The sequence below is a fragment of the Filomicrobium insigne genome (assembly GCF_900104305.1).
Lineage (GTDB): Bacteria > Pseudomonadota > Alphaproteobacteria > Rhizobiales > Hyphomicrobiaceae > Filomicrobium > Filomicrobium insigne.
In genome coordinates, this window is sequence record NZ_FNJC01000002.1 from 574,955 (window position 1) to 597,722 (window position 22,768).

The following is a 22,768-nucleotide window of genomic DNA, read 5'->3' on the forward strand; positions in this document are numbered from 1 at the left end:
GTGGAGTGCATACCATGACCGTCCTTAAAGTTATCGAGTTGATGTCCGAGTCCGATGAGAGCTGGGAACATGCAGCGCAAAAGGCTGCCGATAAAGCGGGAAAGACCGTGAAGAACATTCGCTCCGTATGGATCAAGGATTTTGCCGCGACTGTGGGCTCAGACGGCAAGCTCGACACCTACCGAGTAACCTGCAAAGTCTCCTTCGAGGTCAAAGACTAACCCAAACAGTACACGTTTACCGATCAGCGCTATCTGCCGAGCCTAATGCCGTGGCCGGTAAATTCCGCTTGCTGGGTCGCGTTCGAGCGCCCCCATATCGCGAGGCTCGGCCTCAGCCACATCACTGGGAAACGAAGAACGGTTGATCGATTTGTGTACTCCACTGCGAACCAATCGGTACCCGGCATAAGCGCCAAGGCCCGCGACAGCCAAGAGGATTAGAGGTGGCATCTTTAAAGGCCTCTCAACACTGGCCGATCACGGCCATGCTGGCATCCTACAATCCATACCGCGACCAGAGCGCACGCGCCTCGATCGCGGACACGAGATCATCTGCCAACGATCCGGGATTTGCAATGAACTCCTGAGCAGAAGGTGGACGCCGCATCGCGCCGAGCAACCCACTGCGCGCCGTCGGAACCATACGCAGAACAACCTTATCGCCATGAAGCTCACGCATCTTCGTGCGCACGTCCGTGATCCCGTCGATCAACCCGATGTCCAGAGCACGCTTCGCAGACCAAAAAGCTCCGGAAAATACTTCCGAATCTACAACGGCAAGTTTGCTGCCTCGACGCTCCTTCACGACGCCGATGAACACATCGTGCACGTCACGCTGTAAATCTTTAAGCCGCTCGACATCCTCCGGCTTCTCGGGCTGAAATGGATCGAGCTGCCCCTTAGCAATCCCCGCTGTATAGACGCGCCGTTGGATACCCAGTTTTTCGATGGCGTCAACGAAGCCAAACCCAGCGGAAATCACCCCGATTGACCCAACAATAGAGGCGGCATCCGCATAAATTTCATCTCCCGCGACAGCAAGATAGTAGCCGCCCGACGCCGCCACATCCTCGCAGAAGACATAGATCTTCTTGTCCTTCTCCTGTGCGAGCTGACGTAAACGCTTGAAAATCAGGCTTGACTGAACGGGTGAGCCACCGGGCGAATTAATCAGCACCGCCACCGACGGCAATTTCGATAGGCTAAACGCACGCTCAATTGCTGCCGCTGTCGCCCCCAGGGACAAACCCGGACGCAAGGGAGTCGACATTCCGATAGGTCCCGAAAAACGTAGCACAGGAACCACAGGGCGACGGCTAAAAGGCCACATATAAACGTCCTCACTTAATGGAAATTGTGAACGCGGGGCGTCCGTCACTTTAATGTTCTGACAAGGCCCTCAAGAGCCGAAAGGTGGGATTAAGTCGTCTCCTCGGCTATCTCTGCGCTCATTTAGGGTACAAGCCACGGCCTTCCCGCAGAATAGCTTCAGCAGCAGGTGTAAAACCATTACCGTCTCCGTGCAGAACAAAGCCCGGCAAGACACTCAACGGCGCCTTGCTGCCCCTAATTCCGCTGACGATAACCCGGTTTGCATTTTCCCCCGGCCTGGGACGTATCGGTAGCACCCTTATACGCCCGAAACGCCCCTCGAGTCCGGCGAGAACTTTGGCCAGCGCGTCGGCCTTATGAATGACAAGCGCCTGTCCGGCAGGTCCGGCCATACGCGCCAAAAACCGGCCCCATACTTCGAAATCGCCACCATCCATAACATGAGCCGCCGCACGTAACTTCGACGCACTACGTGTTGCCGATCCGCCATCGAAAAACGGCGGGTTAGCGAGCACATGCGTAAAGCTACCGTCTTTCAATCCCTCACGCTCAAGATAATGCCCCGCACGCGCGCCCACCTCGCCCAAACAGGCTCGCACACGGCCTTCTAGCCCGTTTCGCGTGATATTTTCCCTGGCAAGATCCACCAACGCGGCTTCACGCTCGAACAACACGACTTCCGCGAAAGGCAGCCGCCGCGCGACGCATAATCCCACCGTCCCGACACCTGCCCCGACATCAAGAACCCGCGTGCGTCGATCTGAGTTGGCCTCCACGGCGGCAGCCAACAATACGGCATCCAGTCCGGCGCGGTAGCCACGAACTGGCTGCAACACCTTCAATTGCCCGCCCAGGAAGTCGTCATCCGTGATTTCACTGCGGCACAATGGCGCTGTGTCACCCTTTTGCGAAGTATCAACGTCGTGCATCATCGCTCAACCATTGATCCAAGTCCGCATCCTGCAACACCTTGATTGCCTTGGGGAGATGGTGTTCCGCAACCATGGCTCGACGCGGCAGTACGCCTAATGAACCTTCTAGAATGCTCATATTGACATCCAGAACCGTGACGTCGATACCCACCTCCGTGAGGAGTGCCTCTACGTAGCTAAGAAGCACCGGATCGTTGGTCCTCATCAATTCGCGCATTCGCGATGACCTCATTCCTAAGTTTCTTGTGCGAAGTAGGCAAAGTGTCTTTAGTGTTTCCGCGTCTCGCAACCTCTTGCAGGCCACGGATAATAGCAGACTGAGGAAATAGCATTGGGTGTTGTCGTCCCGATCGGTGAAGCCCGCGATCCTTCGCAAAGCATCAAGCCGTTGCTTGATCTCGTCGCGACGGACATGGCTGGTATTAACCGCCTGATCCTTGATAAGGCGATTTCCGATGTTGAACTCATTCCTCAGCTGGCCCACCACCTGATTGACTCGGGCGGTAAGCGTTTACGCCCGATGCTGACCATCGCAGCTGCAAAGCTTGTTGGCTATGACGGTGACAGCCATATCCGCGTCGCCGCCGCTGTTGAATTCATGCACACAGCCACGCTCCTCCACGATGATGTTGTTGATGAGAGCGACGAACGCCGCGGGAAGAAAGCTGCACGCATACTGTGGGGCAATCAAGCCAGCGTCCTCGTGGGAGACTTCCTGCTTGGTCAGGCCTTCCGCATGCTCGTGGACGTTGGTTCGCTAGCCGTGCTGCGCATTCTGTCCAATGCCGCCGCAGTTATTGCAGAAGGTGAGGTCATGCAGCTTGCCGCTGCCAAGAACCTGGCCACGACCGAAGATGAATACCTCGCGATCATTGACGCCAAGACAGCAGCGCTCTTCTCAGGTGCAGCCGAATCGGGTGGCGCAATCGCCGCTCGCCCAATCGAAGAACTCACTGGTCTGAAGTCCTACGGCCGCAATCTCGGCATCGCCTTCCAGCTCATCGATGACGCCCTCGACTATGCCGGCGACACCAAGAATCTTGGCAAGGAAATCGGTGACGATTTCCGCGAGGGCAAAGTTACCCTACCTGTCATCCTCGCCTACCGCCGCGGCAACGCGAGCGAACGCACATTCTGGACGCGTGTCATCAGCGAGGGTGATATTCAGGAGGGGGATCTGGAACATGCCATCGCCCTCATGCATCAGCATGACGCGATCGAAACAACGATCGCACGCGCACGGTCCTACGGCACCATTGCACGCGACGCCCTGGCGATTTTCAACGATTGCTCCGAAAAACAAGCCATGCAGGACGTCATCGCCTTCTGCATCGACCGTGCGCACTGATCGCGTCGTCTAACCGAGTTCACTGGCAACCACCCACCAATCCGGTCGACGAGCGGTAAGCACCATAGCGGCTTCCTTGGCTGTTTGAAGATCGTCATACAGCCCAAAACACGTGGGGCCGGCGCCTGAAAGCGCCGCATACCGACACCCATGGTTCGCACTGAGCTCGCGCACAACGTCACTGATCTGCGGAGCAAGCGAGAGTGCTGGACTAGTCAAGTCATTCCCGACACTCGCCACATAAGCAATCAAATCATCACGTGAAGAAAAACATGTTCGCGGCTCATCCGATCCGCCCGTTTGATATTCCGGCGCTGCCAGACATTTGAAGACTTGCGCAGTTTTGTCTGACGGCATCTCTACAAGAGAATTGGCGAGCACAATCGCCAACGGGGGGAAATCCGAAAGCGGGAGGACTTCCGTACCCACGCCGCGCACAAAGCAAGCCCGACTTTCAAGGCACATCGGCACATCGGCTCCGAGCGCGGCCGCACTCCCCACCCAGTCGACCGTAGAAGCCAAGTCCGCGTTTGCCACACGCAGCGCACGCAGAACTGCTGCGGCATCTGCGGACCCACCGCCGACACCTGATGCGACGGGAAGCCTCTTATCCAAACTAACTTCGCCGAGCTGAATATCCGGGACCACGTCGAAGATACGCGCCAGCACCGTCTCCACGATGTTTGTCCCCTTAAGCGCCGAAGCAAACGGCCCTGAAAGGTTTAACTTCGGCTCTCTCCCAGGCGTGAATCGCACCTGATCAGCCGCTGAACGAGCGAACATCACAAGACTTTCGATCTCGTGATAGCCGTCAGCACGGCGCCCAAGCACGCGCAGACTGAGGTTCACCTTGGCTGGCGCTGTTTCGAGTATGAGGTTCGATCGTGGCATGCACCGGACATCCGTATTATCGGGTCCGCAGAACTAGCCGATATGTCAGCCCAGGAACAGTGACGCGACGCCAAGCTAGAATTGTGCAGTGAGGGGCAAGGGGGACCCGCAGTTCTTACGAGCGCGTATCCTGCCCTCAACGTTACCGACGAGCCGGGAGCGGGACTGAGGATTGCCCCTCGGAGGCCGCAGCCGCCGGCTGCGTTTTCTTGAAATCAACAGCCGGCTCGTCGCTGACCGCCTGAGCAGCGTTTGCCTGCCGCCGAATCGGCAAACCTTCCGACAGCTTTTTCTTGATCTTGACGAGATCATCAGGCTCGGGATTGAGGCTTATTGCTTGATCCCATTGGAAACGAGCCTCGCGATGACGACCCACGCGCCAATAGGCGTCGCCAAGATGGTCATTTAGAACAGGATCTTCCGGGCGCAGCTCAACGGCCTGCTCCAAGAACCCGACCGCGCGCGAGTAATTGCCAAGCTGGTAATGCGCCCAACCCAAACTATCGACGATGTAGCCATCATCAGGCTTAAGCGAAACAGCCTTCTCGATGAGCTTCATGCCCTCTTTCAGATTCTTGTTCTGATCGACCCAGGAATAGCCGAGATAATTGAGAGCAAGCGGCTGATCGGGGTTAAGCTTCAGAGCCTGTTGCAGATCTTTCTCCGCCTCGGGCCAGCGCTTTAACCGCTCGTAGCACGTACCGCGCGAATAGAAATGCACCCAATCCTTCTGCTCAAGGTCACTGCCGAGCAAATCGATCACACGCGTATAGTAGACAACGGCTTCGTCATACCGTTTACGGGCGCGCATGATGTTGCCGAGAGTATCGAGTGCCCTGATGTCCTTCGGGTTCTTCGTCGCAACCTTCTCGAGAAGCACTTTGGCTTCATCCACTTTATCCAGTGAATTGAGATTCAACGCGCGGCGAATATCAATGGCAGCCTGCAGCGGAGTGCCATCGGGAATGCGCTGATAAGTATCAATGGCCACGTCGTAGCGCTTCGTCGTCTCGTGAGCATTAGCCAGAGCCGCGAGCGCAAACGGTTGCTTCGGTTCAAGGAACAGCGCCATTTGCAGATAAAGCACGCCAATGGAAACGCCGCCTTCTCCAGTCAACGCCTCGCCCAAACCATAAAAGACTTCCGAAAGTCCTTGCCGGGGAGTGGCGATGAGTAAATCGACCTTTTGACCCTTCCCGAGCTCATCCATCAGCTCGTGCGCCAACGGATGACCGTCTCCGCTGGTCGCTTCAAGATGGTTGCGAAGGATCGTCTTCGCTTGCTTCAAATTTTTACCGTTTGCCGCATGCCGCGCAAAAGCGAGGGCGGTACGCAAAGTCCGGCTATCTTGTTCGAAGACCTGATTGTACGCATCGCGCGCAACCGATCGCCGACCGCCGATATCCGCGATCAGAGCCCGATGGTATTGCAAGTAGAATTGCGCCCAATCCGCCTGCCGCGGCAGCTTGAGCTTATTCAATGCGCGGTTCGTATCGCCTTCCGCAAGGATCACCCATGCCTGAGCGATTGCGCTCGTCAGCTCGCCGATTGGGCCCGTCCCAGCCTTTTTGAAGTGAGCTTCGGCCTTTTTCAGATCACCGGCATCGAAGGACTGAAGGCCCAAGACGAGGCGTGCGACGCGGTGGTTCGGCTGTCTGACAATGAGTTGCTCAGCCAGCTTGATAGCTCGATCGAAGTGTCCCTCGGAAGCTTCCATGAGAAAGCTCTGCTCCAAGAGAATATCGCTTTCAGGATCTTGCACCAAAGCGTTGCGATAAAATTCTGCAGCCAGACCCGTCTCATGGTTGGCCCGTGCAAACCGCCCCGCCAGATAGCTCCCAGCCAAGGAATGCGAAAGATAGGTGTCGTCGGTTGTCCGGGCCTGCACGCGCGCATCGGACCAAAAGACAGAAAGCACCAGAGCTGAACAGGTCAACAAAGGCAAGCCAACGCCAGAACTGCGCGAGAATCTCATGCCAACGGTTCCTTGATAGCTCTTCCAGACGAGACCATGCCTGATTCCCCTAGCCGCTAGGCTAACAACAAAAGAGGTAGGTTGGCGACTCGTTATCTCCGAAAGCGGCCATGCGATGGCCATGCCTTCAAAAAAGCATGTTAATTTCGTCATTCTGCCCATTCTGCTATGGCCAGATTGAAGCTCTACATGCTGGGATAATTGGGCCCGCCACCTCCCTCAGGACACACCCAGTTAATATTCTGACTGGGATCTTTGATGTCACACGTCTTGCAGTGAACGCAGTTCTGCGCGTTGATTTGGAAGCGCGGATCACCCGCACCATCATCGATGACTTCATAAACGCCCGCCGGACAATAGCGTTGTGCGGGCTCCGCGAACTCAGGCAAATTCACCGAAATCGGAATATTAGGGTCGGCCAATCGTAGATGAACAGGCTGATCTTCCTCATGGTTGGTTCCTGAGAAAGAAACGTTCGTGAGCTTATCAAAGGTAAGAACGCCGTCGGGTTTCGGATACTCAATCTTACGTGCGGACGCCGCACGGCGAATAGCCGCGTAATCCGGCTTTCCATGCTTGAGGGTATAGCCGAAGCCGACACCCTTGAGGATCGTATTCGCCCACATATCGATGCCGCCGAGCATGATCCCCGCGAAGGTTCCGAAACGCGACCATAACGGCTTCACGTTTCGCACAGGTTTCAAATCGCGCGCGATGGCCCCGGTGCGCACCTCCTCCTCGTAAGCTGCGAGAATGTCGTGAGACCGCCCGTCCTGAATGGCTGCGAACGCAGCTTCCGCAGCCGCCTTGCCAGACAAAATGGCATTGTGGCTTCCCTTGATGCGGGGAACGTTCACCATACCCGCCGCGCATCCAAGCAACGCGCCACCCGCGAAGACCAACTGAGGAAGCGACTGCCAACCGCCCTCCGTGATCGCGCGCGCGCCATAGGCGATGCGCTTGCCGCCTTCGAAGATTGGCGCGATCGCGGGATGCGTCTTGAAGCGCTGAAACTCATCATAGGGCGAGAGATAAGGGTTCTCGTAGTTGAGATGAACAACAAACCCAACGGAGACAAGATTCTCTCCGTAGTGGTAGAGGAAGGACCCGCCACCCGTCTTATTGTCTAGCGGCCAGCCAAAAGAATGCTGCACCAGCCCCGGCTGATGATTTTCCGGCTTAATCTCCCAAACTTCTTTGAGGCCGATACCGTATTTCTGCGGTTGGCAACCCTCATCCAGCTTGAAGTCTGCCGTCAGCTGCTTGGTCAGTGAGCCTCGAGCTCCCTCAGCGAACAAAGTATACTTGCCGCGAAGCTCCATACCACGGGTAAAGCTGTCCTTCGGAACCCCGTCGCGACCAACGCCCATGTCGCCGGTCGCCACGCCGACGACGGCACTGCCGTCCTCGCTGTAGAGGATCTCGCTGGCTGCAAAGCCCGGATAAACTTCGACGCCCAACTCAGCCGCCTGTTCACCGAGCCAGCGCGTCAGATCCCCGAGGCTGCCGATATAATTGCCGTGATTGTTCATCAAAGGCGGCATCAGGAAATTCGGCAGAGCCAGCTCCCCGGCGGCCCCGAGATAAAGGAAGCGGTCTTTTTTGACTTGCGTCGTAAGCGGCGCACCTTTGCTTCGCCAGTCGGGAATAAGGCTATCGAGCCCCGACGGATCAATTACAGCGCCGGACAAAATGTGCGCACCGACCTCCGACCCCTTTTCCAGGACGACGACAGAAAGTTCCTGTTCAGCCTCTTGGGCGAGTTGCATGAGACGGATGGCTGCCGCAAGCCCGGCTGGCCCGGCCCCGACGATCACAACGTCGAAATCCATTGAGTCCCGTGGTGCCCGTTCAGCCTCGTTCCGTTCCATCTCACCTTCCTAATGTATCGCGTCAAACCCTTGGATTAGGTTGCCTGCCCCAATACCGTCAAGCAAACCGCAAGTCGCATCTAGCTAGAAGTTGCCAAAGTCGGTGTATTTCGACAGCCAACAGGCTAAACAAGAGCTATGTTGGAAGGTCCTGACCGCACACAGCTCGTCTCCCTCCTCGCCTGGTACGGCGAATTGGGCATCGACAGCGTGCTTGCCGACGTGCCATTGAACTGGATGGAACGCCCCGGAACAGCTCCCGGGGAGGCGGTTCGTGCTGCCCTAAGCGGCGCTGCCCACCAGGGTACGGGAACAGCCCCCACCTCACCCTCTCCGCCACCTTCTCCGCCCCCGACACCCAACCGTCGTGCGACTGGCGGCGAGCAGCCCCCAAGAACACAGCAAGCGTCGAGATTCACGCCGGTCACGCCACAAGCGGCCGGCGCTGGCAGCGCACGGCAAGCGGCTGCCGCGGTCAATTCACTCTCGGAATTACGCGCCGCACTTGAACGATTTGAAGGCTGCGCGTTGAAGGCGACCGCCAAGAATACGTGCGTTTATCGTGGCGCAGAGCAGGCCCGTCTCATGATCATCGGAGAAGCACCCGGCCGCGACGAAGATCTCGAGGGGCGACCATTTGTCGGCCGCGCCGGCAAGTTGTTGGACCGTATGCTGGGCGCAATCGATCTCAGCGAGAACGATGTCCACATTACCAACATCGTTTATTGGCGCCCGCCTGGAAACCGCACGCCAACGCCGCAGGAAGCTCAGGTTTGTCGACCGTTCTTGGATCGCCAGATCCAACTGGTCGCCCCTGAGATAATTCTCGTCCTGGGCGGTGCCGCAGCGAAGTCGATGTTCAATGCCAGTGAAGGAATTATGCGCCTTCGCGGCAAATGGAAGCAGATCGAAGTTGGCGACGCATCCATCAAGGCTTTTGCAAGCCTGCACCCGGCCTATCTGTTGCGCACACCTGCCGCCAAGAGACTCGCATGGCGCGATCTTCTCAACATCCGCGAAGCGTTATCGAAGTCATCGGACTGACCTCAACTCAGTTAAAATTCGCATAAAATATTCATATAGTTATTGCCGAGAACTTAGGTCCTGAAAAACAAATTTCGCGGACAACTCGCCTCAATTGCTGACAGTCATCGCGAAATCGAAATCAAAGGCCCTGAGGGAACACCAACGTGTCAGTGGGTTTAGTCTACCTTCGCCCAAAGCAAATTACGTGCACGCGGGTCAGCGGCAATGGCACCGTGGCGGCGCGCACGGCCTGGCAGCGCATTGAGGCCTGGCTGCAACGGAACGCCATCTCGGGACTCGTAACCACACGCTACGGCCTTGAGTTCGGCCCTGCGATGACCGAAAGCTACCACGGCAACAGCTACATCGCTTGCGTCGAAATTGACGGCATTCGGAAATTACCGCCCCTGGACGACTGTCCGTTTGATCGTCTGCCCGGCGGAGCATTCGCCCGCAGTCGCTTTGTTGGACCGTGCGCCGAAATCTCCGCCGCGTTTGCATCGATACAATCTCACCTGGCGGGCACCAACCATTATGCGGCCGATCGCAGCCGTCCTTTGATTACGATCTTTCTCGACCCTCCGGATTTTTCCGCACCCACGACTGTCAAAACCGATTTGCTCATCCCCGTTGCCACTCAGAGTCGCAACGCGGCTTGAACTAAACGAGCTTCTCATAGACAACGCGATCCGCGGCTCCAGACTCTCAACTCCAGTGTCTGCCGTCCGAGGCTTTACTGGCCTGCTGCAAGCGGCCAAACTGACCCGGCCCGCGCTTGTCCGGTGCGCCACCTCTTGCGGGGCCGCCGGCACGCCCCCGGCCCATTGAATGGCGCAATCAAAGGCAACGAACGCAATGTCGAAGATCGATGAATCTCGTCCCTTTCTACCGGTGCGCATCGCAGTTCTGACGATGTCCGACACCCGCACCAAGAAAGAAGACAAATCCGGCAGCTTGCTTGCGGAGATGATCACAGCCGCTGGCCATGAAGTTGCAGATCGCAATCTGGTCGCCGACGATGTTGCCGCCATACAGACTGTGGTGAAGGGTTGGATTGATGATCCCAATATCGACGTCGTCATCACGACTGGAGGAACCGGATTTACCGGCCGGGACGTGACGCCCGAAGCCGTTCGTCCTCTTTTCGAAAAAGATATCGAAGGCTTCTCCGTCGTCTTCCATATGTTGTCCTACCAGAAGATCGCGACATCAACGATCCAATCGCGCGCCTGTGCTGGCGTCGCCAAAGGGACCTATATCTTCTGCGTGCCCGGCTCGCCCGGAGCTTGTCGCGATGCCTGGGAAGGAATTCTCAGGTGGCAGCTCGACAATCGCCACCGGCCCTGCAACTTCGTGGAGATCATGCCGCGCCTGGAGGAACACCGCGCGAGTTGATGGGCCATCGGCCCGAAAGACCCAGAACAGAGAATGGGTGAGCTCTATCGCCCCGACTTCGTTCGTTCCATCTCCACCAGTTCGCGGGCTGCGCTTGCAGAATCGAAAACAGCGCGGCCCAACTGGGACACAAACAGCAATATGACACCTGTTACGATGGCCCCAAGCCCGAGCTCGACGCCCAGCGGCAGCCCCAGAAGCCCCGCCGCACTGAAGGAAGCAGGGACACCGGCAAGCCCCGCAAGCAGCACCACCAGTCCAACAACCAGCAAGAACCAGCCAACAGCAGCCAGCACGACCGCCATAAACCGGCCGATCCGATACTCCGGCACGCCATGCGCGTACTCATCTTCATCTGATCTGCCTGCGCGCGCGACAAGTCGCGGAAGCCGTGCATCGTCTTCTAGCTCATCGTCGTGAACAGGCGCCGGAAGCGACGACCTCGCGGATGCGATGTTCCCCGCCAAATTGGGACGCTCTGGCTGCGCCGCCTGTGGCCATTCGTGACGAGGGCCAGGTTGCGCCGTCCTCGCCGCGCCGCGCCCTCCTGTTTGCGACGAAGGTTGCCTCTGTTGCAATGGATAGGATGGTGAGGCGTCCCGCCGCGGAGCCTGCGGCTGAGGGTTGTGCGTCTGGGCCGCTTGCGCCTGCACATAGCGTTCAATGCGCTGCAGCCCATACAGCGCTTCATGCGCTTCGGGCGTATTTCTGTAATGGTCTGCAAGATGAGAATAAAACTGCGTCGCGTAGTCAAACTTGCCCTCGGCTTCGGCGCGCTGGCCTATCGCCAAGAGCTGTGCCGGCGAGTAACTTTGTGACTCAGACATTCGTGCCCCAACCCGACTCAGCGACTCCCCGGTCGCCGACGCGAAACGCAGTCATTCCAATATAGCGAGCATAATCCGCCGCAGAAACCCATACTGGCGATGTAATCTTGACTGAGCCCAATGTGTCACGTGATCCACATGGGCCGCAATACAGATCAAAGTCAGGAAAATATGTTTGGCGGGCTCGGAATACGACGCCCAGCACGTTCGCTTAACCGCGCAAGATCATCGGCGTCATCCACATCATCAAGCTGTTCGAGCCAACACACTTGTAACCCGACTGCGTTGGCCAAAGTATCAGATAATGTTTCCGCATGCGACCAACGCACGCGGTCGAATATGCGCGCGATACGCGGACGCCGCCGCAAACCGACCAGCCAATACCCGCCGTCCGGAGAGGGACCTAGCACCACGTCCGCGCTTGCCAGAATTTTAAATGCGCTGGCGATGTGTTCGGATCTTATTTCTGGAACATCCGAGCCGATGATGACGACAGGGCCCGGTGGCAAGCCATCCATGACCCGCTGCATGCGTTGACCGAGATCGCCTCGGCCCTGCGCAATGCGGCGACACGAGATCGGCCACACCGGTTCGTAGATACCTGTATCCGGCGCAACAGCGACGTAGGTCGTCCAGCGTCTCGCCTGACTGACGCGGCCCAACGCAGCAGCCAGACCCGCGCGATAAAAACTGACAGCCCGTCCAACACCGACACCCCGCGCTAACCGCGTCTTCACGCGTCCGGCAACGGGAAGCTTCGCCATCACAACGAGATGCCGCGCGAACGCAGTCGTACTACGGCAAGCGCTTTCTTCCTTCATCAAGATTTCACGTCGGATTGTACGGCCTCTGCCGCAGCGTTGCGTTCATGGTCACTTACCGAGACGCCCTCGTAGAACCGTGCGATGCGCGTCACCGGGACACCCAACATGTACATCGCCAAACAAAGCTGATTGCGCGCGATACGTTTGAAATAGCCATCCTTGCGATAACGCGCGGCTGACGTGATCGCCCGCGACCGCAAGACGGCCAATCTGCTCCACCCAAGCCTGCGAACGATATCGAGGTCTTCCATGATGGCCATCGGACGGTAACCACCGATCTCATCGAAGAGCTTTCGCGAAATCAGCAAGCCCTGGTCGCCATATGGCGCCCCCATCAAGCTCGCGCGTATATTCACCATCGTTTCTAGGAAGCGTGGCAGAGCCCCGTCATCGTCGAGGGCATAGCGAAACACGGCGGCTGTCTGAGACCGCCGGCCGCTCTCCACCTTTTCAATGAAAGCTCCGACCTCACGCTCCCACCCGGACTCAAGAATTGTGTCCGCGTGCAAGATAAGCAGCCAATCTGAACGAGCCAGCGAAGCACCGCACGTGATCTGTTGACCGCGCCCACGCTCGGACTTCTGCCAGCGCGCGCCAGCCTGGTCCGCAATCAGCGCCGTCGCATCCTCGGAACCGCCATCTGCGATGATGACCTCGCGGACGACACCGTCAACCGCACCCGGAACGAGTGCAGCCAGACAACCAGGCAGTGACGCCTCGGCATTGAGCGTCGGGATGACTACGGAAATCATAGTCTTTGTCTCGCACGGAGCATCCTCGGACAACAAGCCATGTCGGCCCAACTCGATACAGCGAGTTGCAAGTCAGCCTCTATGTTCTTGATTTGTTCCAAGAACAGTTTTAAGTTTTGGCACTTTAGAACCCCTCTCCGCGAATTGCAGCCGTTTTGAACACCCGGTTTGACATCATGTCCCATCCCAACGAGACACCGCAAAGTTCAAGACTGATCCATGAGGACCGGCGCCGGGGGCGCGGCGCCCGCTCCAACGCCACCGGTCGTTTTGAAAATCAGACCCGCGAAGAATTCGACGATGGCTGGGAGGGCTTGCAAAGCCTGGACGGCTTCACAACGCGACTTCACACCGATACCGCCCGAACCATCATCACAACTAATGACAGCCCTGACATCTCGTTCGACCAATCCATAAATCCATACCGAGGCTGCGAGCACGGCTGCATCTATTGCTACGCACGCCCATCCCACTGCTACTTGGGACACTCCGCTGGCCTGGACTTCGAAACGGAACTCTACGTTAAGCCGGAAGCCGCGCGCTTGCTGGAACGGGAACTCGCCAAGCCAGGCTATCGTGTCAAAACGATCGCGCTTGGAACCAACACGGATCCGTACCAACCCGTCGAACGACGATTAGCGATTACGCGCAGAATTCTCGAAGTCTTGGCCGCGACCGACCACCCCGTGGCCATTGTGACCAAATCCGCTCTCGTCACCCGTGATATCGACATACTTGCGCCAATGGCGGCCAAGGGCTTGGCCAAAGTTGCCCTATCTGTCACGACGTTGGACCGCAAGCTCGCCCGTGCGATGGAACCGCGCGCCGCGACACCTCCCAAAAGACTCGAAGCCATCCGCCAACTCAGCGCTGCCGGCATCCCGACCTTCGCAATGGTCGCCCCCATCATCCCAGCCCTCACCGATCATGAAATCGAAGCCATCCTCAAGGCCGTCCACGACGCTGGAGCCTTGGCGGCTGGCTACGTCCTGTTACGCATGCCCCTAGAAATCAAAGATCTTTTTCGGCAATGGCTCGAAACCGAGTTCCCTGACCGCGCACGGCGCGTGATCGCGTTAATGCAATCCATGCATGGCGGCCGCGACTACACGTCAACCTTTCACATGCGCCAACGAGGAACCGGCCCCTACGCCGAGCAGATCGCAAAACGATTTCGTCTGGCACTTAAACGCATCGGAATGGATACGCCCAACCTGCCGTTGCGAACGGATCTGTTCCGCAGGCCCACACCTCAAGGCGGACAATTTCCCTTGCTCTAAGGCACGTTGAAACGCTGGGTTAGAAGCGTAAAACTGCACCCGCGAGTCTCAATGCGGTAACAGGCGTCGCCAAATCCCGTTGAAACTCGGCGTACGCGCTTTGCTTCTGAACCCCGGCACGGGAAAATCGCGGAATGAAGATTCGCGATTCACGCCTGCTGCCGACATTCGAGCTGGAGAGCGCCGAAATGGCTCTCATTCCGGGACCTATTGCCGGCATTGATGAAGCTGGTCGCGGACCTTGGGCAGGTCCGGTGGTAGCGGCTGCCGTGATTCTCGACCCCGACAACATCCCGGACGGAATTACCGATTCCAAAGCTCTCGACGAGAACGGGCGCGAAACGGTCTACGCGCGGATCGTAGCCACAAGCCGTTTTGCGGTAGGCATCGCAGACGTCGCACGCATCGACACAGACAACATCCTCAACGCCACGATGTGGGCTATGAGCCATGCTGTATCCCAATTAGAAATCGCCCCAAGGTTGGCTCTGATTGACGGCAACCGCGCCCCGAAAATCAAGTGCGCCACACGCACCATCGTCCGTGGTGACGCGAAATGTCTTTCGATCGCAGCAGCTTCGATCATCGCCAAGGTCACGCGCGACAGGATCATGCGTAAGCTCGCACGCGACTATCCAGCCTATGGGTTTGAACGCCACAAGGGTTATGGCACCCCCGAGCACCGTGAAGCTTTGAGCCGTCACGGCGTCACACCCCTGCATCGTCGCTCATTCAGACCCGTGCAATACGCACTGGGCCTCATCGCCGATCCAGATAACAACGCGACCCGTGCCACAGCGGAAGCCGACCTGATTTAAAACGCCCGGCAAACACGCGGACATTCCGCGTGCTTACTGGAAGTACGACATGATGACGACAGCGCCGAGCATCACCGTTGTCCAGAATGCCATCGTGCCGGTGGGCCACGTCCGTCCAAAAATGCCCTGTGGCCCATGATGGCTATGCACGAGGCGGTAAAGCCGCATCGCTGTCGCCGTCACCAGATCCACAAACCATTCCCAGGTGTATCCAGCAAAGCGATCGAGGAAAGCCGCAATGGCCGGTCCTGGCCGCCGCCATAGCCAATCCACGTCAAGCGTAATCGTGTTGGTTTGCTTCAGCCAGCCGAGCGTCAGGTAGAAGGCCAACGCGCCGAAGAGCAGGAGCTGAAGCTGATAGACGATATGGTCCGGCGTATAGGGCTCGTAATCCACCGGGTAGGGAAGCATCCCGTAAAGGGCTGCCGGGAACACCCCGATCCCGACGCAGAAGATCGACAGAATGATCATCGCCAGGCCCATATTCCACGGCGGATCTTTCGGCCGGAGACCAGAGTCCTTGTGGAAAAAGACGAACCAGGGAACCTTGATATCGGGCAGGAGAACACCTGCGGAAGCCACGACCAGCAGGAGATACACAGTCTCCATATGCTCTTTCGCAGCAGCACCGCTGATCAGTGATTTGGCGATAAAGCCTGACGTCCAGGGAAATGCCGAAATCGAAAGCGCACCGATGATGCAACACACAGCCGTCAGCGGCATCGAACGGAAGAGGCCTCCGAGTTCCGTGCACTTGCGCTTACCGGTGGCCAGAAGCACTGATCCCGTCGCCATCAGCAACAGCGCTTTGTAAATGATGTGAACGAAGGCATGTGCCGCGGCGCCATTGAGCGCCATCTCGGTGCCGATACCGATCGCGATCACCATGAAGCCAACTTGGTTGACGATCGAATACGCCAGGATGCGCCTCACGTCGTTTTCCAGGATCGCGTAGATAATCCCGTAAAACACCATGACAAAGCCGATGGGAATTAGAATTTCCGTTCCGGGAAAACCCCGCAACAGAACGAAAACCGCCACCTTTGTCGTGAACGCGGACAGGAACACCATCCCCGTCCAAGACGACTCTGGATAAGCATCTGGAAGCCACGCCGACAACGGTGGCGCGCCGGCGTTGATAAGAATTCCAGCCAGGATGAGCATGCGCGGCACGGTCGACGTATCCATCGCTGTAAACGCCGTCGATCCAGTGGCAGCGATCTCTCCTGCAATACCTGCCATGAGCAGAGCGCCGCCCAGCATATGGATCGCGGCATAGCGCATCCCTGCCGGTCGCGCTTTCGCGCCGCCACACCAGATAACCACCGTGGACGCGATCGCCATCACCTCCCAGAAGATGAAGACGGTAATCAGATCGCCGGCCATAGCGACGCTGATGGCGCTTCCCGCATAGACAAACGCCGCAGCCAGTTCGAGCGTATTTTGCTGCCGAAGCGCGAAGAGCCCGCCCAAGAATCCCATGAGGGAAAACACAGTCGCGAAAACGCGCGCCAGTTCGCTTGTCTGAACGAGGATGAGCTCAAAGCCAAGGAAGGGAGTTGTCAGCGTTGCGCCCAGCGGCGGCGTCCAAACGAGCCAAAGCGTCACAACAGGCAACACAATGAGCACGAGCGAGCGCAAGCCGACGCGCGCTAACAGCGGCATCAACAGGCCGCCTAAAATGAGGACTAAGCCGGGAGGGATGATCAGACTAGTTGTCATAGTAGCTGTCTGGCCTCTTGAGCAGCGTGCCGAACATCTTTGCGACGGCGATGAGTGCCATGCACGTCACGAAACCAACCCACGCCCCAAATCCAAATGTGCCATCGATGCCGAAGTACGAATGATGCTCAACGGTAAAGTCGGCGAGCACGAGGAGAACAAGCGCGGCAATAAACAGCTTCTTGAGCAACCCGATCGTCGCGGGCCTCGCGAGCCAATAGTCTTCGCCTCTTTCTCTATCTTTGCTCACGATCACCCCGCCACCATTAGTTGCGCCAGATTGAAGGGCACGCTCGGGAAGAAGAACAACAGCACCGTCATCGATGCCGTCACGGTCAACGCAACGACGATGGGCCAAGGCGCCTCGCCGTGATCGTCATTATGACCGGCGTATTGCGCGCCCACTGCGTGCCCGGCAACGACCTTTTCGGGCTCGCGAAAGAATGCCCGGATAATAATGGGCAAGAAGTAGCAGGCGTTTAGCACCGTAGACAAAACGATGACCGCGATGACGAGCCAGTCCTGTGTCGTTGAGGCAGCCGACAACATGAACCACTTTCCGAAAAAGCCTGCTGTGGGCGGCAGGCCAATCATCGCGAGAGAACCGACAGCAAAGGCTGTCATCGTCCAAGGCATCTTCCAGCCGATGCCATTGAGCTCGCTAATCTCGGTCTTATGCGCCGCCGTGTAGATGGAGCCTGCCGCAAAGAACAACGTGATCTTCGCCACGGCGTGCCCAGCGATATGCATCGCCGCCCCGATTGCGGAAATCGGCGTCAGAATCGCCGCTGCCAACACGATGTAGGAGAGTTGCGAAACTGTTGAATAAGCCAAACGCTTTTTCAGGTTGTCCTGCCGCAGCGCGATGATCGAAGCTGTGAGAACCGTGAAACTCGCAGCCCACAAAAGCCACGCGCCAGTTCCGGCCTCCGCAAGCGTCTCGATACCGAAAATGAAAACGATCACCTTCAGAACCGTGAAGACACCAGCCTTCACCACGGCAACGGCATGGAGAAGGGCGCTGACGGGAGTCGGCGCGACCATCGCTGCGGGAAGCCAGAAATGACCTGGCATGAGGGCTGCTTTTCCGATGCCGAAAATAAACAGCACCAGAAGGCCGCCCATAAGGACCGGACTGACCTTGTCAGCGAAAATGCCGCCAGGCGTAAAGTCAAGCGTCCCGGCAAAAACCCATGTCGCGATGATCGCCGGAAGCAAAAGCACCATCGACGTGCCAACGAGCATGAACAGATAGACGCGCCCCGCCTTGAAAGCGTCGGGAGTCGCTTTGTGCGTCACCAGCGGATAGGTCGAGAGAGTGAGCAGCTCATAGAATATGAAGAGCGTGAAGAGGTTTTTCGAAAAGGCGAGCGCGATCGTGGCGCCCAGCGCAACCGCAAAGCAAACATAGAATTGTGTCTGCCGCGGCTCGTTGTTCCCGCGCATATACCCGATCGAATAGACCGAGTTCACGACCCACAAAGTCGAGGCCACGAGCCCGAACAGCAGCCCCAATGGCTCGACCTTGAAAGCAAAATCGAGCCCAGGGGCAACGCTGAACCCAACGATCTCAGGCCGCGCCCCATCGATGACGTGCGGATAGAGATTCCAGACGACCGTCGCGAGTGCGACCGCCGCTACGAGCGTGACGCCCTCCCGAATATTCGGCACGCGCCAACACAGCGGAATGAGAACCGCCGCAATGTAAGGGATCACAAGAGCGGCGAGCATCAGTTGCTCAGGTGTGAGGCTAAGCATTATTTGAGCCCCCCAAGCAGCAACGTCGCGATCTGGTTGCCGATATCGACCGTCAGGCGCGTATCAAAACCAAGATAAATAGTAGCCGCAGCCAGGAGAAGCAGTGGAACCAGCATCGACAATGGCGCTTCCTTCGCCTCTGCCGCAGCTGGCGAAGGCGCACGAAGCCACATCACCTCAACGAGCTTACCGACATAGATGACAGAGATAAGCGAGCTGGCCACGATCAAAAACACAAGAAGCCATGATCCTGCTTCGAGCGCTCCCATCGCGAGATACCATTTGGAAATAAAGCCTGCGGTACCCGGCGTGCCCATAAGTCCGATACCCGCGATCACAAGCGCACCCATCGTCAAAGGCATTCGCCGACCGATTCCTTCCAGATCGCTGAAGCGCACGGAACCGATACGATAAAATGCTGCGCCGAGAGCCAGAAACAAAGCCGTTTTCATAACCGCGTGGTTCGCGACATGCGCAAACGCCCCCGTAAGACCGGCCTGATTGAAAAGCCCGATGCCGAGCGTGATGTAGCCGATCTGCGCAACCGAGGAATAGGCCAGCATCCGCTTGGCGTTATCCTCGAACACCGCACTGAAAGAAGCGATGAACATGGCAGCCACGGATAGTACGATAAGGATCTCAGCCACCGGCAAACGATCAAACGTGAGCGCGACGCCGAACACCTCGAACATCACCCGCACCAGCAGATAGATCGCCACCTTTGTGGCCGTGCCCGCGAGGAACACCGTCGCGAACGATGGCGCATAGGCGTAGGCATTGGGCAGCCAGACGTGCAACGGGAACAGCGCGAGCTTCAAACTCAGCCCGACAAAGATAAAGGCCAACGCTGCCAGCAGCGGCTCCAACGGCCAAACCAGATCCGACGTCAGTCGCGCTGCGATATCGTCGAAGTTCAGCGATCCTGTCAGCAAGTATAAAAGGCCGACACCTATGATGTAGAGCGTCGCGCCGATCGTCCCCATAATGAGATACTGGTAGGAGGCGACAAGGGCGCGCCGATGCCTGCCCAACGCAATGAGGACGTACGTCGACAGTGACGACACTTCGAGGAAGACGAAGGCGTTGAACGCATCATTCGTAATGATGATCCCAAGCAGGCCCGCAAGGCACAGCAGATACATCGTATAGTACCAGGACTGCTGATGGGAATCGATCTCACTGGCAACGCTCTTGCGTGCAAACGGCATGATGACCGCAGCCGCGCCCGACACCAGGCACAGCATGAATGCGCTGAGGACATCGACTTTGTAGACGATGCCAAAAGGCGCTTCCCAATTACCGAGCTTGTAGTAAATCGGCGCGCCGGCGGCCTGCACCTGCAAGAACAAAGCAACAGCAATAAACGGCAGAGTCCACGTGACAATCAGCGTCACAAGCCAAGACAGCGTGCCACGACGAATAAACGCTGTTAACAGCGATCCTAAGAGCGGGATAACGACCTGCAGGATCGGCAAGTGCGGCTGCAGATCGATCATATTTCCCCATCTTTCGAGAAGATTTCGTCTTCTTCGACGGTCCCGTACGCTTCATTGATGCGCACAGCGAGGGCCAAGCCGAGAGCAATCGTCGCCACACCGACCACGATTGCCGTAAGCATAAGGACGTGCGGCAAAGGATTAGCGTAGACTTGATATGCCCCATCATAGATCGGGGCCGTGCCACCGACGATTTTACCTGGAGACAGATAGAGCAGATAAACGGACGTCTGGAATAAGGATAGTCCTACCAGCTTTTTGATCATATTGCCGCGCGCAATCACAATGTAGAGGCCGGCGACCATCAAAAAGATCGTCACGAAGTAGTTGTAGTGCGTGGCGAACTTTTGGAGCGCTTCCATCATCGCCCCCTCTCGGCGAAAGCGTAGAACATAGCAATCATGGTTCCAGACACCGTTACCAAAACCCCAAGCTCAACGATTAGAATTCCCCATTCGTGGGCACGCAGAAAATCACCCGCAAACCCTGTGTAGTCCAAGTAGTTGTAACCGAGCAGCAAACTCACGGTGCCCGTCCCGGCGTAGATCAGAACCCCCAACGGAATCATGGCTTCAACAAGCGCCTGCGGTACAATGTGCTTGGCTTTGTTCACCCCGAAGATGATTGCGTAGAGGATCACCATACCCGCCGCGATCACGCCGGCTTGAAAGCCGCCGCCCGGCCCATAATCACCGTGAAACTGTACGTAAAGCGCGAAGACCAGAATGAACGGCAGCAAGATCTTTGTGCCGACACGTAAGACAAGGTCGAGTTTCATGCCTCACCTTTCTTCTCAGTATCATCCTGTCCCTGCATTTTCTTCACGCGCCCTTTCAGCAGCAGCAATACACCGATGCCCGCCGTGAAAATCACGGTGGTTTCACCCAAGGTGTCGAAGCTACGGAAATCGGCCAACACAGCCGTCACGATATTCGGCGGCATCAGATGTTCTTTTGCCATTTCAATATACCGCGGCGCCGTGTGGGTATGAATTGGGGTATCCGCGATGCCGAACGGCGGAAGAGAGATAGACCCCCAAATCAGCGCACCAGCAACGACAATACACACGAACAATGGAAGCGCGACCTGCCTGACCGCAGGATACTCGACCGATTTTGTCAGGTGCAGCGTCGCGAGCAGAATGACTGTCGAAATACCAGCGCCAACAGAAGCCTCCGTCATCGCAACATCAACCGCATCGAGCGCGATCATGATGCTCGCCATCAGGAAGCTGTAGATGCTCGACAAAATCACAACGCTGAAAAGGTTGCGTTGTCGGATAATTGCCAGCGTCACTGCCGCGAGCAATGTCAGCAGCACCATGATGACGAAAACTTCGGGAGTGGCGACGACTTCAGGAGCAGCTTTTGTGTTCATGTCTTCGGCTCCACGGGGTCTGTTTCATTTTTTTCCGCCCCGCCCGGAGGCTCCCTGTTGCGTCTGTCCTCATCGAGCATTGGCTCTACACCAGCGTGCAACGCTGCTTGCGCCAACGCATGCGCCGCAACCGGCCCGATAAAGAAAAACAACAGCAATACGAATACGAGCTTTGCGCTGACGAGCGTAAAGCCTGCCTGCAGCATCAGACCGACGACAAGCAACGTCGCACCAAGAGTCTCAATGACACTTGCCGCATGCATGCGCGTAAATAGATCCGGCATACGCAGCATTCCTGCTGCGCCGGTGATAATGAAGAAGCTGCCGAGCACGATAAGGATCCAGCTGGCGATATCGACGATCTGCTCCATCATGCTTTCGTCTCCCTCTCTTCTTCTCCGTCATAGGCAAGGTCTCCATGACGGAAGAATTTGAGGACGGCGAGCATACTGATGAGATTGAGCAGGCCGTAGGTCAGCCCGACGTCAAGCCATTCTGGACGTCCGGTAAGAAAGCCGATCGCTGCAAGCAACAAGATCGCAAGGGTGCCGATGGCGTTTGCCGCAAGCACGCGATCGAACACAGTCGGCCCTCGGATTGCGCGCACCACCACGAGTATGATGGCAACGAGAATAGCGGCGGAAGCGACGAAAAACATTAGACGCGACCTCGCTCGAAGCCGCTGACATGTCGATCCATGTCGCCCCCTTCCAGATCGTCCGCCCCGCCCCGAACGAGCGCATGGATCGTTAAAACGTTGCCCTTAACGTCAGTCGTTATGGTGCCCGGCGTGAGTGTAATTGAGTTGGCATAGGTTGCGATGCCGGCGGGCGTCTTTTGGCTCGCCCTCACTTTGGTCATGGTCGGTGAGATCGGCAGCTTCGGATCGATGATGATGCGCGTGACAGCCCACGCGGACTTCATGATCTCAATGTAAAGCCAGACAAGATAGCCCAACCACCTGCTGAGCAAGCCGATTGGATGGCCTTCAGCATCCACCACCCGCATGCGCGATGAGACGTAAACGGCCAGAGCGACGCTGCCGAGCCCGATAGCCAGCAAGAAGGGAGTGTAGTGCCCAGATAAAATCAACCAGAACGCGAACAAAAACAGCCCTAGGCTGACTTGCCTCATACACTTCC

27 protein-coding genes are annotated in these 22,768 nt (G+C 57.3%); 7 read left to right on the forward strand and 20 right to left on the reverse strand.

Translation table 11 applies throughout. The features are described 5' to 3' along the window. Positions 1–14 precede the first annotated feature (14 nt). A complete protein-coding gene (locus BLS30_RS08615; RefSeq protein WP_046479507.1) occupies positions 15–221 on the forward strand; it encodes a dodecin family protein in 207 nt (68 codons plus the stop codon). A 42-nt stretch (positions 222–263) separates the two neighbouring features. Here BLS30_RS08615 and BLS30_RS17980 read toward each other — a convergent pair whose 3' ends face one another. The 4 genes from BLS30_RS17980 to BLS30_RS08630 form a co-directional block, all read right to left on the reverse strand. Beyond that, a complete protein-coding gene (locus BLS30_RS17980; RefSeq protein WP_046479506.1) occupies positions 264–452 on the reverse strand; it encodes a hypothetical protein in 189 nt (62 codons plus the stop codon). Between the two features lie 46 nt (positions 453–498). Beyond that, positions 499–1,272: a S49 family peptidase gene (locus tag BLS30_RS08620; RefSeq protein ID WP_342027535.1), complete on the reverse strand. Its 774-nt coding sequence runs from the start codon at positions 1,270–1,272 to the stop codon at positions 499–501. 178 nt (positions 1,273–1,450) lie between these two features. Beyond that, positions 1,451–2,266 carry a tRNA1(Val) (adenine(37)-N6)-methyltransferase gene (locus BLS30_RS08625; protein ID WP_090228089.1) on the reverse strand — a complete coding sequence of 272 codons (816 nt, stop codon included), beginning with the start codon at positions 2,264–2,266 and terminating at the stop codon, positions 1,451–1,453. After that, a complete protein-coding gene (locus tag BLS30_RS08630; RefSeq protein WP_046479503.1) occupies positions 2,250–2,483 on the reverse strand; it encodes a putative signal transducing protein in 234 nt (77 codons plus the stop codon). The genes BLS30_RS08625 and BLS30_RS08630 overlap by 17 nt, the downstream gene beginning before the upstream one ends. 114 nt (positions 2,484–2,597) lie before the next feature. Here BLS30_RS08630 and BLS30_RS08635 point away from each other — a divergent pair, with 114 nt between their 5' ends. Then, on the forward strand, positions 2,598–3,614 hold the full coding sequence (locus BLS30_RS08635; RefSeq protein ID WP_046479502.1) for a polyprenyl synthetase family protein: 1,017 nt from the start codon (positions 2,598–2,600) through the stop codon (positions 3,612–3,614). 9 nt (positions 3,615–3,623) lie between these two features. Here BLS30_RS08635 and BLS30_RS08640 read toward each other — a convergent pair whose 3' ends face one another. The 3 genes from BLS30_RS08640 to BLS30_RS08650 all read right to left on the reverse strand — a co-directional run bounded on the left by BLS30_RS08640 (position 3,624) and on the right by BLS30_RS08650 (position 8,351). Beyond that, entirely contained in the window at positions 3,624–4,505 is an 882-nt protein-coding gene (locus tag BLS30_RS08640) for a 4-(cytidine 5'-diphospho)-2-C-methyl-D-erythritol kinase (RefSeq protein WP_090228091.1), read from the reverse strand. Between the two features lie 142 nt (positions 4,506–4,647). Next, complete coding sequence (locus tag BLS30_RS08645; protein ID WP_090228095.1) at positions 4,648–6,480, reverse strand: tetratricopeptide repeat protein; 1,833 nt, start codon at positions 6,478–6,480, stop codon at positions 4,648–4,650. A 185-nt stretch (positions 6,481–6,665) separates the two neighbouring features. After that, positions 6,666–8,351 (reverse strand): electron transfer flavoprotein-ubiquinone oxidoreductase, encoded by a 1,686-nt coding sequence (locus tag BLS30_RS08650; RefSeq protein WP_244512397.1) that lies wholly within the window; start codon positions 8,349–8,351, stop codon positions 6,666–6,668. A 138-nt stretch (positions 8,352–8,489) separates the two neighbouring features. Between BLS30_RS08650 and BLS30_RS08655 the strand changes: the two genes are divergently transcribed. From BLS30_RS08655 to moaB, 3 genes are all read left to right on the forward strand, one after another. Then, positions 8,490–9,395 (forward strand): uracil-DNA glycosylase, encoded by a 906-nt coding sequence (locus BLS30_RS08655; protein ID WP_090228098.1) that lies wholly within the window; start codon positions 8,490–8,492, stop codon positions 9,393–9,395. Between the two features lie 146 nt (positions 9,396–9,541). Next, positions 9,542–10,036, forward strand: coding sequence for a GyrI-like domain-containing protein (locus BLS30_RS08660; protein WP_082101203.1), 495 nt, complete (start codon positions 9,542–9,544; stop codon positions 10,034–10,036). Between the two features lie 196 nt (positions 10,037–10,232). After that, positions 10,233–10,772 (forward strand): molybdenum cofactor biosynthesis protein B, encoded by a 540-nt coding sequence (gene moaB / locus BLS30_RS08665; RefSeq protein WP_046480816.1) that lies wholly within the window; start codon positions 10,233–10,235, stop codon positions 10,770–10,772. Between the two features lie 44 nt (positions 10,773–10,816). Here the strand turns inward: moaB and BLS30_RS08670 are convergent, their stop codons facing one another. From BLS30_RS08670 to BLS30_RS08680, 3 genes are all read right to left on the reverse strand, one after another. Then, complete coding sequence (locus BLS30_RS08670) at positions 10,817–11,599, reverse strand: hypothetical protein (RefSeq protein ID WP_046479497.1); 783 nt, start codon at positions 11,597–11,599, stop codon at positions 10,817–10,819. Between the two features lie 161 nt (positions 11,600–11,760). Continuing rightward, positions 11,761–12,420: a TIGR04282 family arsenosugar biosynthesis glycosyltransferase gene (locus BLS30_RS08675; RefSeq protein WP_090228101.1), complete on the reverse strand. Its 660-nt coding sequence runs from the start codon at positions 12,418–12,420 to the stop codon at positions 11,761–11,763. Beyond that, the gene (locus BLS30_RS08680; RefSeq protein WP_090228103.1) at positions 12,420–13,175 is read right to left on the reverse strand and encodes a TIGR04283 family arsenosugar biosynthesis glycosyltransferase; all 756 of its coding nucleotides are present in this window, start codon (positions 13,173–13,175) and stop codon (positions 12,420–12,422) included. The genes BLS30_RS08675 and BLS30_RS08680 overlap by 1 nt, the downstream gene beginning before the upstream one ends. Before the next feature lie 176 nt (positions 13,176–13,351). On the opposite strand from BLS30_RS08680, the gene BLS30_RS08685 reads away from it, so the two are divergent. Both BLS30_RS08685 and BLS30_RS08690 read left to right on the forward strand, forming a co-directional pair. Further along, positions 13,352–14,455 carry a PA0069 family radical SAM protein gene (locus BLS30_RS08685; protein ID WP_090228106.1) on the forward strand — a complete coding sequence of 368 codons (1,104 nt, stop codon included), beginning with the start codon at positions 13,352–13,354 and terminating at the stop codon, positions 14,453–14,455. Between the two features lie 134 nt (positions 14,456–14,589). After that, on the forward strand, positions 14,590–15,273 hold the full coding sequence (locus tag BLS30_RS08690; RefSeq protein WP_090228109.1) for a ribonuclease HII: 684 nt from the start codon (positions 14,590–14,592) through the stop codon (positions 15,271–15,273). 33 nt (positions 15,274–15,306) lie between these two features. Here BLS30_RS08690 and BLS30_RS08695 read toward each other — a convergent pair whose 3' ends face one another. Genes BLS30_RS08695 through BLS30_RS08740 form a run of 10 tightly spaced genes read right to left on the reverse strand, consistent with a single transcriptional unit; the run spans position 15,307 to position 22,760 of the window. Next, on the reverse strand, positions 15,307–16,995 hold the full coding sequence (locus BLS30_RS08695; protein ID WP_090228111.1) for a Na(+)/H(+) antiporter subunit D: 1,689 nt from the start codon (positions 16,993–16,995) through the stop codon (positions 15,307–15,309). Then, positions 16,985–17,245 carry a hypothetical protein gene (locus BLS30_RS08700; protein WP_076605429.1) on the reverse strand — a complete coding sequence of 87 codons (261 nt, stop codon included), beginning with the start codon at positions 17,243–17,245 and terminating at the stop codon, positions 16,985–16,987. The genes BLS30_RS08695 and BLS30_RS08700 overlap by 11 nt, the downstream gene beginning before the upstream one ends. A 2-nt stretch (positions 17,246–17,247) precedes the next feature. Next, the gene (locus BLS30_RS08705; protein ID WP_090228114.1) at positions 17,248–18,753 is read right to left on the reverse strand and encodes a proton-conducting transporter transmembrane domain-containing protein; all 1,506 of its coding nucleotides are present in this window, start codon (positions 18,751–18,753) and stop codon (positions 17,248–17,250) included. Beyond that, complete coding sequence (locus BLS30_RS08710) at positions 18,753–20,249, reverse strand: monovalent cation/H+ antiporter subunit D family protein (protein ID WP_046479492.1); 1,497 nt, start codon at positions 20,247–20,249, stop codon at positions 18,753–18,755. The genes BLS30_RS08705 and BLS30_RS08710 overlap by 1 nt, the downstream gene beginning before the upstream one ends. After that, positions 20,246–20,614 carry a cation:proton antiporter subunit C gene (locus BLS30_RS08715; protein ID WP_244464962.1) on the reverse strand — a complete coding sequence of 123 codons (369 nt, stop codon included), beginning with the start codon at positions 20,612–20,614 and terminating at the stop codon, positions 20,246–20,248. The genes BLS30_RS08710 and BLS30_RS08715 overlap by 4 nt, the downstream gene beginning before the upstream one ends. Continuing rightward, positions 20,611–21,027 (reverse strand): Na(+)/H(+) antiporter subunit B, encoded by a 417-nt coding sequence (locus BLS30_RS08720; RefSeq protein ID WP_090228116.1) that lies wholly within the window; start codon positions 21,025–21,027, stop codon positions 20,611–20,613. Before BLS30_RS08720 ends, BLS30_RS08715 begins: the two co-directional genes overlap by 4 nt. After that, on the reverse strand, positions 21,024–21,626 hold the full coding sequence (locus tag BLS30_RS08725; RefSeq protein WP_052744063.1) for a DUF4040 domain-containing protein: 603 nt from the start codon (positions 21,624–21,626) through the stop codon (positions 21,024–21,026). The genes BLS30_RS08720 and BLS30_RS08725 overlap by 4 nt, the downstream gene beginning before the upstream one ends. Then, positions 21,623–22,000, reverse strand: coding sequence for a monovalent cation/H(+) antiporter subunit G (gene mnhG / locus BLS30_RS08730; RefSeq protein ID WP_197540869.1), 378 nt, complete (start codon positions 21,998–22,000; stop codon positions 21,623–21,625). Before mnhG ends, BLS30_RS08725 begins: the two co-directional genes overlap by 4 nt. Then, complete coding sequence (locus BLS30_RS08735; protein WP_046479489.1) at positions 21,997–22,284, reverse strand: MrpF/PhaF family protein; 288 nt, start codon at positions 22,282–22,284, stop codon at positions 21,997–21,999. Before BLS30_RS08735 ends, mnhG begins: the two co-directional genes overlap by 4 nt. Then, positions 22,284–22,760 (reverse strand): Na+/H+ antiporter subunit E, encoded by a 477-nt coding sequence (locus BLS30_RS08740; RefSeq protein WP_046479488.1) that lies wholly within the window; start codon positions 22,758–22,760, stop codon positions 22,284–22,286. Before BLS30_RS08740 ends, BLS30_RS08735 begins: the two co-directional genes overlap by 1 nt. Positions 22,761–22,768: the final 8 nt, after the last annotated feature.